The organism is Maribacter confluentis, from assembly GCF_030505015.1.
Classification (GTDB): domain Bacteria; phylum Bacteroidota; class Bacteroidia; order Flavobacteriales; family Flavobacteriaceae; genus Maribacter; species Maribacter sedimenticola.
The window spans coordinates 1-12,082 of sequence record NZ_JAUKUC010000007.1; the positions used below are offsets into that span (position 1 = coordinate 1).

The 12,082-nt window shown below is 39.1% G+C and carries 10 protein-coding genes and 2 pseudogenes; 3 read left to right on the forward strand and 9 right to left on the reverse strand.

The window, feature by feature from the left end:
* Nucleotides 1-2,391 (reverse strand): annotated as a pseudogene (locus Q2T41_RS19825) (efflux RND transporter permease subunit); the annotation flags it as partial.
* A 14-nt stretch (nt 2,392-2,405) separates the two neighbouring features.
* On the opposite strand from Q2T41_RS19825, the gene Q2T41_RS19830 reads away from it, so the two are divergent.
* Both Q2T41_RS19830 and Q2T41_RS19835 read left to right on the forward strand, forming a co-directional pair.
* Complete coding sequence (locus Q2T41_RS19830; protein ID WP_304437524.1) at nt 2,406-4,862, forward strand: efflux RND transporter permease subunit; 2,457 nt, start codon at nt 2,406-2,408, stop codon at nt 4,860-4,862.
* Nucleotide 4,863: 1 nt separating this feature from the next.
* Nucleotides 4,864-6,168 (forward strand): TolC family protein, encoded by a 1,305-nt coding sequence (locus Q2T41_RS19835; protein WP_304434877.1) that lies wholly within the window; start codon nt 4,864-4,866, stop codon nt 6,166-6,168.
* An 11-nt stretch (nt 6,169-6,179) separates the two neighbouring features.
* On the opposite strand, the gene Q2T41_RS19840 is transcribed toward Q2T41_RS19835, so the two are convergent.
* A complete protein-coding gene (locus Q2T41_RS19840) occupies nt 6,180-6,749 on the reverse strand; it encodes a PfkB family carbohydrate kinase (protein WP_304434876.1) in 570 nt (189 codons plus the stop codon).
* Between the two features lie 39 nt (nt 6,750-6,788).
* Between Q2T41_RS19840 and Q2T41_RS19845 the strand changes: the two genes are divergently transcribed.
* Nucleotides 6,789-7,934, forward strand: coding sequence for a M50 family metallopeptidase (locus Q2T41_RS19845; RefSeq protein WP_304434875.1), 1,146 nt, complete (start codon nt 6,789-6,791; stop codon nt 7,932-7,934).
* Nucleotides 7,935-8,003: 69 nt separating this feature from the next.
* Here Q2T41_RS19845 and Q2T41_RS19850 read toward each other — a convergent pair whose 3' ends face one another.
* The 7 genes and pseudogenes from Q2T41_RS19850 to pta form a co-directional block, all read right to left on the reverse strand.
* Nucleotides 8,004-8,156, reverse strand: a complete 153-nt coding sequence (locus tag Q2T41_RS19850) for a hypothetical protein (protein WP_304437525.1) — start codon at nt 8,154-8,156, stop codon at nt 8,004-8,006.
* Nucleotides 8,150-8,791 (reverse strand): patatin-like phospholipase family protein, encoded by a 642-nt coding sequence (locus Q2T41_RS19855; protein ID WP_304437526.1) that lies wholly within the window; start codon nt 8,789-8,791, stop codon nt 8,150-8,152. The genes Q2T41_RS19850 and Q2T41_RS19855 overlap by 7 nt, the downstream gene beginning before the upstream one ends.
* Nucleotides 8,792-8,829: 38 nt before the next feature.
* Nucleotides 8,830-9,084, reverse strand: a complete 255-nt coding sequence (locus tag Q2T41_RS19860) for a DUF6327 family protein (RefSeq protein ID WP_304434873.1) — start codon at nt 9,082-9,084, stop codon at nt 8,830-8,832.
* 1 nt (nt 9,085) lies between these two features.
* Entirely contained in the window at nt 9,086-9,430 is a 345-nt protein-coding gene (locus Q2T41_RS19865; RefSeq protein WP_304434872.1) for a hypothetical protein, read from the reverse strand.
* 5 nt (nt 9,431-9,435) lie between these two features.
* Entirely contained in the window at nt 9,436-9,765 is a 330-nt protein-coding gene (locus Q2T41_RS19870) for a YtxH domain-containing protein (RefSeq protein ID WP_304434871.1), read from the reverse strand.
* Nucleotides 9,766-9,961: 196 nt separating this feature from the next.
* The gene (locus Q2T41_RS19875; RefSeq protein WP_304434870.1) at nt 9,962-11,146 is read right to left on the reverse strand and encodes an acetate/propionate family kinase; all 1,185 of its coding nucleotides are present in this window, start codon (nt 11,144-11,146) and stop codon (nt 9,962-9,964) included.
* Between the two features lie 9 nt (nt 11,147-11,155).
* Nucleotides 11,156-12,082 (reverse strand): annotated as a pseudogene (gene pta, locus Q2T41_RS19880) (phosphate acetyltransferase); the annotation flags it as partial.

Genomic DNA, 12,082 nt, shown 5'->3' on the forward strand with positions numbered 1-12,082 from the left:
AATGAACTCCGTTATGGGCGTCATTACTCCTGCATTGGTCCTTACATACATTTGGTCTAGATTGCCAATTCCTGCACGGTCTTCTGGCAATGCCTGCACATAGACCCTATATTGTTTTCCAAACTTTGAAAAATCCGATGCAAAAATACTTCCTATATATCCTTGTAATGTTGAAAAAGATACTGCTTACGGAAACTCCTAATTCTTTGGTCCTGGTACGTTAAGCTCTAGCTCATACTGTGGATATTTAGTGTTAAAGGATGACTGGCGCATATTGTATTTCGGGACGCTGCATCAATTTGGCAATAAATTCCTGATTGGTTTTATCCAAATCCTCAAAACTGCCACTGGACTGGTCCAACAAGTTTACCTCTACACCTGCGGAATTTCCAAAACCTGGTATACTAGGTGGTGCAAAGAAAATGATGTTCGCTTCAGGTATGCTAGCCGCTGCCCCAAACATTTGTGCGGTAATATTCTGGATGGACAATGAATCTGTACTACGTTCGTCCCAATCTGTAAACGAACAAATCCTAGGCCATAATTACTTCCGAACCCCCTAAAAAAACTTCGGCCTTCAATTACAGAGCCTTCCAAAACGCCAGGTATTTGTTTTAACTTGGCATACAGTTCCTGATTAACGGCATGGGTTCTATCTATGGATGAACCTGCAGGCAATTCTACATTGATAAATACAATGGCCCTATCCTCATCAGGTACAAATCGGTTTTGACATTGCCAGATGACCACCAAATACCCACAACGGCCAAAATCAATATGACAGCGGTTACACCATTTATTCTTATATAAAAATGTACCGCTTTACCATACTTTTGGGTAGTAGCCTTAAAACCGGCGTTAAATGCATCGAAGAATCGTTGTATAAATTTTTGCTTTTTTCATGTTCCTCTTTATGCGGCTTTAACAAAAGGGCACACAATGCCGGTGACAACGTCAATGCATTTACTGCGGAAATCATAATGGCCACGATTAAGGTTACCCCAAATTGCTCATAGAAAACCCCGGTAGGACCTTGTACAAAAGTTACCGGAATAAATACTGCGGCCATGACCAAAGTAATGGATATGATAGCTCCTGATATTTCGTTCATTGCCGTAATAGTGGCCTTTTTGGCATCCTGTGCCCCTTCGTCCAATTTTGCGTGTACGGCTTCTACCACTACAATGGCATCATCTACCACAATACCTATGGCCAATACTAAAGCAAACAAGGTTAACAGGTTTACTGAATATCCAAAGAGATTTAAAAAGAAAATGTACCTATAATGGACACGGGCACCGCTATGGCAGGAATTAAGGTGGACCTGAAATCCTGAAGGAAAATAAATACAACCAAGAATACCAATAAAAATGCCTCTATCAATGTACTGACCACCTTTTCTATAGATGCGTTCAAAAAATTGTTGGTATTATAGGGGATAAAGATTTCCATACCCTCTGGCATATTTTGTTCTATGATTTCCAATTTACCCTCTATGGCATTGATAATGTCACTGGCATTGGAACCTTTGGTCTGAAAAATACCCATATTCACTGCCGGATGGCCGGAAGTCGTAGAACCGGACGCATAGGATTGTGCCCCTAATTCAATATCCGCAATATCCTCTAACCGTAAAAAACGTCCGTTATCCAGTGCTTTTACGATAATATTGCTGTACTGTTCCTCGGTTTAAAACGGCCGGAATATTTAATGGTGTAACTAAAGGCTGTCCATCATTTTCACCCAAAGAACCTGCCGCAGCTTCTAAACTTTGTTCATTCAACACAGCTGTTACATCTGATGGTATAAGTCCATAAGCGGCCAATTTTTTCCGGTTGCAACCAAATACGCATGGCATAGTCCTTAGAGCCAAATACGTTAACATTACCAACTCCGTTAACACGTTGAAATTCAGGTATGACATTTATTTTTAAGTAATTCTGAATAAATGTTTCATCATAATCCGGATTACTGCTATAGAATGACCAAAAACATTAATGCACTGGTCTGCTGCTTTTGTGTGGTTACCCCTGTCTGGATAACAGCTTGGGGTAAAAATGCATTTGCACGGGCCACCCTGTTCTGCACATTAACGGCCGCAATATCCGGGTCCACATCTTGGTCGAAAAATACATCAATGGATGCTGTACACTATTGGTGGCCGTAGAGGTCAAATAGTTCATACCCTCTACCCCATTTATTTGCTCTTCCAACGGAATAATAACACTTTCCAATATGGTCTCTGCACTTGCACCGGGATAACTAGCACTGACGTTTATAGTGGGTGGTGCTATATCAGGGTATTGGGTAATGGGCAACGTATATAACCCCAAGACTCCTAGAATTACGATAATAATGGATATAACCGTAGATTAAAACGGGACGTTCTATAAATTTTTTTTAACATGTTCTTTTGGTATTTGGGTACATCTGGAAAATTAACCGGAGAAAATACGGAGTTAACGGTAAAGACAATCGGGAATCTTAATACGGAAGAGCAGTTCAACGATATTATTATTCTGGCAGATGGGGAAAAATTGGTTCGTTTAAGTGACATTGGTAAGGCAAGTTTGGAAGGGGAAAACATGGAGACCAAGATGAGCGACTCCGGTCAGCCAATGGTCGCTACCGCGGTCATTCCACAACCAGGAACCAATTATTTGGAGATTGCGGATGCTTTTTATGAGGAATATGAAAAGCTAAAAAAAGATTTGCCCGAAGGTTTTAAATTGAACGTGGTAATTGATGATACGGTCTTTGTAAGAAGGGCTGTAACCGAGGTTGCGGAAACCTTATTGATTTCAATAGTATTGGTTATCCTGGTCATTTTCTTCTTCTTTAGAAACTGGTCCATGGCCCTAAGGCCCTTAATAGATATTCCAGTATCCTTGATAGCCACTTTCTTTATTATGTGGCTGTTTGGGTATAGTATTAATGTGCTTACACTTTTGGCCATTGTACTTGCCACGGGACTTGTAGTGGATGATGGTATTGTGGTAACGGAAAATATTTATAAAAAAGTAGAAGAGGGTATGAGCCCTATAGAGGCGGCCATAAAAGGGTCTAATGAAATATTCTTTGCGGTCATATCCATTTCAATAACATTGGCAGCGGTGTTTCTTCCGGTAATCTTTTTGGAAGGTTTTGTAGGCAGGCTTTTCCGTGAGTTTGGGGTGGTCTTAGGTGCGGCAGTTTTGATTTCCGCATTTGTTTCTTTGTCACTGACCCCTATGCTTAATGCTTACTTGATCAAACCCGGCAAACAGAAACAATCAAAATTCTATCATTTTACGGAGAAGTATTTTTTGAGAATGAACCGTTCCTATGCAGAATCGCTTAGGGAATTTATGAAAAGAAAGTGGTTGAGTTTTCCAATTTTGGCAGGATGTTTAGGATTAATTGCGGTGTTCTACATACTACTTCCAAAAGAAACCGCACCTTATGATGATCGTAGTTTTGTTCGCTTAAGTGTAAATGCCCCAGAAGGTTCTTCGTATGAATACATGGACCGCTTAATGACCGATATAACAGATTTGATAAATGATTCTATTCCAGAAAAGAAAGTTAGTCTTGTACTTACCTCACCAGGGTTTGGGTCATCATCAGTTAATAGTGGTAGGGCAAATATAGCTTTGGTTGACCCAAGTGAGCGAGAGCGTTCTCAAAATGATATTGCCAATGACCTTGGGCGATGGGCTAAAGCATATGTCGGTGGTAAATCTAACGTATCTGAGCGACCTACAATTTCAGTGAATAGAAGAGGAGGACCGCCAATTCAGTTTATTATACAAGCCCAAAACTTTAAGAAGTTAGAAGAAAATATTCCTGCATTTATGGCTGAGGCCGAAAATGATGAGACGTTTTCCTTTGTAGACGTTAATCTAAAATTCGATAAGCCTGAAATCTATGTGACCATAGACCGTGAGAAGGCTGAAAGTTTAGGGGTGTCCGTAATAGATGTTGCCCAAACCCTGCAACTATCTTTGAGCGGACAACGTTTTGGATATTTTCTAATGAACGGAAAGCAATATCAAGTAATTGGTCAATTTGATAAAGAGGACAGAAATGCACCGATGGATTTGACATCGATCTTTGTCAAAAATAAAGATGGTTTGTTGATTCAATTAGACAACTTGGTTCAAACATCAGAACATAGTAGTCCACCACAACTATATCACAATAATAGGTACATGTCTGCTACCGTATCTGCAAATTTAGCACCCGGTAAAACCATCAACGACGGTATTGAGGCCATGGAGCGGATAAAGGATAAAGTATTGGATGAATCCTTTACTACGGATTTGGGCGGAGAATCAAGGGATTTTGTTGAAAGTAGTTCAAATACCCTATTTGCTTTTGGATTGGCATTACTGTTGATTTTCTTAATTCTTGCTGCCCAATTTGAAAGTTTTATAGATCCCTTTATCATTATCCTGACCGTACCTATGGCCGTTGCCGGAGCCATGTTTTCCTTGTGGTTATTTGGACAGTCATGGAATATTTTCAGTCAAATAGGCACCATAATGTTAATTGGTCTGGTAACCAAGAACGGTATTCTTATTGTAGAATTTGCCAATCAATTACGGGAACAGGGATTAGGAAAAAGAGAATCAATTCTACAGGCATCGGAATCTAGACTACGGCCTATTCTAATGACCAGTTTAACCATTGCCTTGGGAGCTTTGCCCATAGCGTTATCCTTGGGAGCGGCTTCTACCAGTAGAATAGGCATGGGGGTAGTGATCATTGGTGGGACCATGTTCTCCTTACTGCTAACGTTATTTGTAATTCCTGCACTTTATATGCTGTGGTCACGTGAAAAAGTAGAAAGATCGGAGTTTAAAGTGCTTGAAACATATTAAAATGAATTATTACAGGATTATATTTTTTATTGTATTCTTAGTTGGGTGCAATGTCCGGGGACAAGAAGTGCTCTCCTTGCATGAAGCGGTAAAAATAGCAATAGAGAATAATTACAGTATTATTACCGCCAGCAATAATCTCGCAATTGATTCCATAGGGGTAAGTCCGGGTTATGCAGGCATGCTTCCTACTTTGGAAGCCCGTATTACGGATAATAATAGTGTACAGAATTTATCGCAAACCCGTTCAGATGGTTCCCAGGTAGAACAGGACAATGCAAAGAACAATAGTTTAAATTATGGTGTGGCCATGGATTGGACCTTGTTTGATGGCCTACGCATGTTCGCCAATCTGGAACAATTGAAACAAAATCAGAATTTAGGCGAGGTAGAACTAAAACAAGTTATTTTGGCCAAAGTGGGCGAGGTAATGATCACTTATTATGATTTGGTACAGCAACAGCAACAGCTAACGGCCTTGGATAGTACCATACTAATATCCAAACAACGGGTTGAGCTGGCCCAAAATAGGTTTACCATTGGTAAGGCCTCAAAATTGGAAGTCCTGAACGCCCAGGTAGATTTAAATACGGACCAAACGCTAATGCAGCGGCAGAGGGAATTATATGCCAACACCAAAATCCAATTGAATGAACAACTGGCACGAGATTTAAAGACGGCATTTGTGGTCGCTACGGAAATTAATGTAGATGAAAGTCTTTTATTACCGGAGCTGGAAGCGGATGTCATCTCCAATAACCCACAATTAAATGCAGAGCGTATTAACAAACGTATAAATGAATTGGATTTAAAACAGGTACGTGCGGCCAGATATCCTACTATTTTTGCAACAACAGGTTATAATTTTGGCAGGTCAGAATCAAGTCTTGGGTTTACTACGAGTGCCAATTCCAGAGGTTTTAATTATGGTTTTGGGGCCACTTTAAATCTTTTTGATGGCTTTAATCAAAACAGAAATGAAAAAATAGGTCGTTTAGAGTTAGAGAATGCTGAAATTGCCATTGCCCAACAGCAACAAGAGTTATTATCAATTCTTAGTACTACATATCAAACCTATCTGACCAATATCAGTTTAATTGAATTGGAAGAAAGTAATGAGGCCATAGCAAAGGAAAATTTAGACATAACCGTAGAGAAATATCGCATAGGCATAATACCAACGTTAGAGTTTAGAACTGCGCAATTAAACTATATTAATGCCAAGGTGAGGTTTAGCAATGCCAAGTTTCAGGCTAAGCTATCGGAAATTATTTTAAGGCAGTTATCCGGAGATTTGGACATATAATCAGTTGGCCATTATTTAGGAATTTTCAGCTCATCTACATCGTTCTTTTTACAAAGTTGTGAACCTTCTTTCATGGTTGCCGCCGTACCACAGGCTACTCCGTAAATACCCATTTCCTTGATTGATTTATTTTTTGAAAAGGCCAACACCATTTCCGCTACCATACTACCACTTGCTACCAAGAAATCATCTTCTTCAATAACGGCATCCAATTGTATTAATGTTCTTTGCCATTCCGTTTTTTTAACTAAGGGTCCCGGCATTCCAAATCGGTATTGGGCATTGTTCTTGGTATCGGCTACGGCATGGTTTTCACGTACCCATCCAGATATAGGGATTATCTGTTGGTCAATTTGTAAATCTGTCAATTGTTCCTGAAGATGAATCCCCTTAGGTCCGCCGGATATGTACATACATAAGGAAGTGCCCCCAAGTTCCTTTATTACGCGAGACACATTGATTACGCCCTCTCCGGGTTCATATACCGGGTTGCCGCATCTTAATTTATTATCGGGCACTATACCATTGACCACTGGGTTTACGGTAAAAGTAAAAATTCTGTTTTTGATGGTAATGTTCAAAACATAGTTCAATTATAGTCGTAGGAATATTTTGGTGCTATGACCATTGTCATTGGTATAGATCTAGGTCTAGAATATCTTGGTGAAAAATTGGTAGTTATGAAAGGTGTCATGCGTTTAGGAAAGGTATCCGGAATAAAGATTGAAGTTCACTGGACCTTTATACTTTTACTTTTATGGGTAGCGTTTTTAGAGTTTCAGAAAGGCAGTGGTCTTAACAGAATATTGCTCAATGAAGCCCTTATTGTGGTATTGTTCTTCTGTGTAGTTTTACATGAATTGGGGCATGCCCTGATCGCTAAATATTTTGGGGTACAGACCAAGAACATACTCTTATTGCCAATAGGCGGTGTTGCAACATTGGAAAAAATGCCTGAAAAACCTGCACAGGAGTTTTGGATTGCATTGGCAGGTCCTGCGGTGAACATCATTATTGCCATTTTACTTCTCTTGGTAGTCCCGGTACGTAGTTACTTTAATTTTGATGCTATTGTTATGGAGGAATTGCTTTATGAACCAACCTTACGGAATTTTTTATTCTACCTGTTTTTAGCCAATGCAATGTTGGTCGTCTTTAATCTAATACCAGCCTTTCCAATGGATGGTGGCCGCGTATTGCGTGCATTGCTATCCTTTAATCTTGGGCGTGTAAAGGCTACTGAAATCGCTGCAAGTCTTGGTCAAGGGTTAGCTATGATATTTTTTGTACTTGGCTTATTTTTTAATCCTTTTTTAATATTGATAGCACTGTTTATCTTTCTTGCGGCCTATGGGGAAAATCAAATGGTAAAACAGGGAGATTTGCTCAAAGGATATTCGGTCCAGGATGCTACCATGACCAATATAACACAATTAAATACCCATAGTAAAGTTAAGGAAGTCATTGCAATCCTTTTGGGGGGAACAGAGAAAGATTTTGTGGTAGTTGACAATGGGAAAATTGTAGGGATATTGACACAAAAAAATATAATAGAACACGCCAAAGCACCCGAAACTCTGGTGGGCAGCATCATGCAAACCAAATTTAGTACTGTTAATTTATCTGAGGGGTTAATGAAGGTATTGCAACTGTTGGAAAGGGAAAGAAATGGTTTTTTTCCAGTACTTGAGCAAGGGAAACTAGTTGGTGTAATTGATAAGACCAATATTAGTGAATTAATTTTGTTAAGAACTGCAGCTACTTAAAATGACATATTGTTTTTCACCCTGTTTTCAAATGGGCTGTATGATGAAAACGTAAGGAAAACGGAATAATTAATCCCTTACGCTTGAACTCAATGTTTGTATAAAAGAAGTATTTGAACGTATTTCGTCCATTGCGGATTCATAACCCAGTTTAAATATGGTATCAATGTTTTTTGCAGCAAACATATTGTAATTTTCCAACCCTTTGGGTTGAATCAACAAGTTACAATCCCAAATTTTGACAGTGATTCATTGGCGAGGATGATATGATAGGCACGTTCCAAAATGTGGTAGGAATGTTTTAGATGTTCCATGCTTACCTTTTTAAATGGATTAACGTATACACCTACAATTTGATCGCAAAAATGGCTAATAAGTTCTACAGGAAACGTATTTAAGGTGCCCCCGTCAATATAATATCCATCTTCAATCTGTACCGGGGCAAAAAAACCGGGTACTGCTGCAGAAGCCAATACTGGCCTAATAAGTTCGCCTTGATGAAAAACTTTCAGGTTTCCATCCAATAAATTAGTAGCTGTTATGTATAAAGGAATTTTAAGCGAGGAAAAATTATCATGAGGTAAATAGGTGCGTAAGAGATCATAGTATTTAGATGCATCTACAAATCCTGGTTTGTTTCTTGCATATTTCTTTACTGAAAACAGGTCTACGGTTTTAAAAAGTTCAAGCATATGCTGCCAACTGCAACCGTTGGCGTATAGTGCTCCTACAACGGCACCTGCACTTGTACCGGCAATATACGAAGGGAAAATATTATGCTCCTCTAATGCTTTTATGGCCCCAATATGCGCTACACCACGCATACCCCCACCAGAGAGCACAAGTCCAATTTTCATACTAGATGTTTTATATTATTGTGATGGTCATGTAGTTGTTAGGATTTTTTTGAAGTTCTTTTATGTTGAATATACCGTAACAATCTATTGGAAAAGAAAGTAATGATAGCACTTTTAACCGTAGAGGTGTTTAGCATTTGTGCGCCTATACCGGTACGAAACGTCTGTGGAACCAAATCTACTTTAGTATGATGCGCCAATAGTTTTAAATTTTCCTTGTTGATTTCCCGTTGAAGCTCCAAAACTTTAAGTCGATTATCTATTTCTTTGAAGGATGTATATGCTTTTGTCATATCACGAAAAATAATAGGTGGATAATTTTTTGAGTACAGGTTTGTTCAATTTTTCCCTGAATAGATAGCATACAAATGCCAGAAAGATATAAAAACCGGAAATGACCACAAACCCACCAAAATAACTGTCCATTAATTCAGAAAGCCAAAGGCATGCTGCAAAGGATAGGAACAATAATGCCAAGAGAGCACTAATGCCAATTAGTGCCAATTGTAATAGACCTGTTGCATTTTTGGAAAGGACCTTGAATATTTTAAGTCTATAATATTCCTCGCTATGTTCTATGTATGACCCCATTTCGGTCTGTAACCCAATGAGGTCATTTTTTAGTTCTTCAAAAGCCATACGTACTATTTTTGTAGTTGGGCATTTTTAGCTTTAAGGTCTTCTAGTTTTCTCTCCAATTTATCAATGATGTCATCTGCCTTGTAACTCATGGTGGCAATGGCCTCATCCAATTTTCTGTCGAATACGTCCTTCTTTTCGTTTGCCGTTTTGGTTAGTTCGTCTTTGGCATGGGATAAACGTTCTGCTAAATCATGTCCGGTATCCTCTACTTTTCTTTTTATTTTATGGCGAGTTTCAATGCCCTTGTCCGGAGCATAAAGTATACCGATTCCTGCTCCAATTGCTGCGCCAGTTAATAGGGCCAATAATACATTTCCGTTGTCGTTCTGCATGATGTTTAAATTTAGGTGTTATTGAATTTACTCAACCTAAATGTACATCCATTAAAATGCGGTTGAAATGACATGCATCATATTCTACAAGTTATTATAGAACTATATTGTTGTATATAATCACAACGCACTATTCAGTTGGATGAAGGGATTGATATAGTCTTGTGGTTTAAAGAGCAGTATCTGTATGCTGTAATTAAGTAAGTAACTGGTACACTTGTTGCGCAATTTCCAATTCTTCATTGGTTGGAACCACCAGAATCTTAACCTTGGAATCAATGGTGTTTACTTCACGGATAGTTGCCGCTCTTAAATCATTTTTTGCATCGTCCAAAACTATATTGAAATGGCTCATATCTTGGCAGACAAGCTTACGCATTAAGCTGGAATTTTCCCCAATACCGGCAGTAAAGATTATGGCATCTAATCCGTTCATGGCGGCAGTATAGGCGCCTATATATTTTTTTATGCGGTAGGCGTTCATCTCTAGGGCCAGCATACATTTTTGGTTGCCATTACTTGCCTGGCTTTCAATATCACGCAAATCATTATAACCGGTAAGGCCAAGCATACCGCTTTTTTTGTTCAGTAGTTCATTTATTTCGGATAGGCTATAGCCCAGGTTGTCAACCATATAGAAAATTATGGAGTGGTCAATATCTCCACTACGTGTTCCCATAATTAATCCGTTAGACGGTGCAAAACCCATACTGTGGTCTATACTTTTACCATTTTTAATGGCCGTAATACTACACCCATTCCCTAAGTGAATTGCAATTAAATTGGTCTTTTGATTGTTTAAATAAGCATTTGCTTTTTCAGATACATATTTGTGACTGGTACCATGAAATCCGTATGCCTGTACGCCTTTTTCGTCATATAAGGGTAGGGGAATGGCATATTGTTTGGCCTTTACGGGAATAGTACCATGAAAAGCGGTGTCAAAGACGGCAACTTGTTGAGCGTTCTTAAAGATCGCTTCCGCCATTTCTATGCCTACTAAATTGGCAGGATTATGAAGTGGCGCCAAAGGAGATAGTTTTTTTATGCTCTTTTTTACATCATCATTTATTAAGGTGGTTTTTGTGTAAGTGCTTCCCCCATGTACCACCCGGTGGCCTATGGCATCAATATTGTCCGTACTTTCAATAACTCCTTTTTCAGAATCTAAAAGTAATTCCGTTATTCTTTCCAGACCTTCCCTGTGGTTGTTTATCGTACAGGTCCTTTCTATCTTATGATCATTTGATGTAAAGGAAGAAATGGCATCGATACTGCCAATACGTTCAATTATTCCTGCGCAAATAATTTGTGCGGAAGGCATGTTCAAAAGTTGGTATTTGATGGAAGAACTACCGGAATTTATAATTAAGATATTCATAAAATTGGGTTAAAGGCCTTGCGCCTGTATAGCGGTGATGATTACGGTATTAAATATATCTTCTACAGTACAACCACGGCTTAAATCGTTTACGGGCTTGTTCAATCCTTGTAACATAGGTCCAATTGCCAATGCCCCTGTTTCCCGTTGCACAGCCTTGTATGTATTGTTGCCAGTATTTAAATCGGGAAAAATAAATACACTTGCCTGTCCGGCAACTTCAGAATCGGGTAACTTACTTAATCCTACTTTGGCATCTACGGCGGCATCATACTGTATTGGTCCTTCTACCTTTAGATCGGGTCTTTTTGTTTTGATGATTTCAGTAGCCTTGCGAACCCGGTCCACATCTTCTCCTACGCCAGATGTACCTGAGGAATAGGATAGCATGGCAATTTTTGGTTCTATACCAAATGCAGTACTTGTAGCGGCAGAGGAAATTGCAATTTCTGACAATTGTTCAGCTGATGGGTTTGGATTGATCGCGCAATCGCCAAAAACGGTAACCCTATTGGGCAAGCACATAAAGAAAATGGAAGAGACTATGGATACGTCAGGTCTGGTCTTAATAAATTGTAACGCAGGGCGAATAGTGTGTTGGGTAGTGTGTACCGCTCCGGACACCATACCATCCGCATGTCCTTTATAAACCATCATTGTACCGTAATAAGAAACATCTTCCATTAAATCCTTGGCCATGGCCAAGTTTACATTTTTATGTTTCCTTAATTCAAATAGGGTATTGGCGTACTCATCAAAAACTGGTGATTCAGTTGGATCAATGATATTATTGGTCTCAAGGTCAAGGTCAATATCCAATTCGGTAATTTTTTAGTCCTAATCTGTTCTTTATTGCCCAATAATGTAATGGAAACCGCATCCGCATCTATTAATTTTTTAGTGGCTAAAAGGATTACGCTCATCTACTCCTTCGGC

What these genes read in the sequence shown, in the direction of transcription:
- Q2T41_RS19835 (WP_304434877.1), top strand. Translation starts at nt 4,864, where the DNA reads ATGAATTATTACAGGATTATATTTTTTATTGTATTCTTAGTTGGGTGC.
- Q2T41_RS19860 (WP_304434873.1), bottom strand. Translation starts at nt 9,084, where the DNA reads ATGACAAAAGCATATACATCCTTCAAAGAAATAGATAATCGACTTAAA.
- Q2T41_RS19870 (WP_304434871.1), bottom strand. Translation starts at nt 9,765, where the DNA reads ATGCAGAACGACAACGGAAATGTATTATTGGCCCTATTAACTGGCGCA.
- Q2T41_RS19845 (WP_304434875.1), top strand. Translation starts at nt 6,789, where the DNA reads ATGACCATTGTCATTGGTATAGATCTAGGTCTAGAATATCTTGGTGAA.
- Q2T41_RS19875 (WP_304434870.1), bottom strand. Translation starts at nt 11,146, where the DNA reads ATGAATATCTTAATTATAAATTCCGGTAGTTCTTCCATCAAATACCAA.
- Q2T41_RS19865 (WP_304434872.1), bottom strand. Translation starts at nt 9,430, where the DNA reads ATGGCTTTTGAAGAACTAAAAAATGACCTCATTGGGTTACAGACCGAA.
- Q2T41_RS19830 (WP_304437524.1), top strand. Translation starts at nt 2,406, where the DNA reads ATGTTCTTTTGGTATTTGGGTACATCTGGAAAATTAACCGGAGAAAAT.
- Q2T41_RS19855 (WP_304437526.1), bottom strand. Translation starts at nt 8,791, where the DNA reads ATGAAAATTGGACTTGTGCTCTCTGGTGGGGGTATGCGTGGTGTAGCG.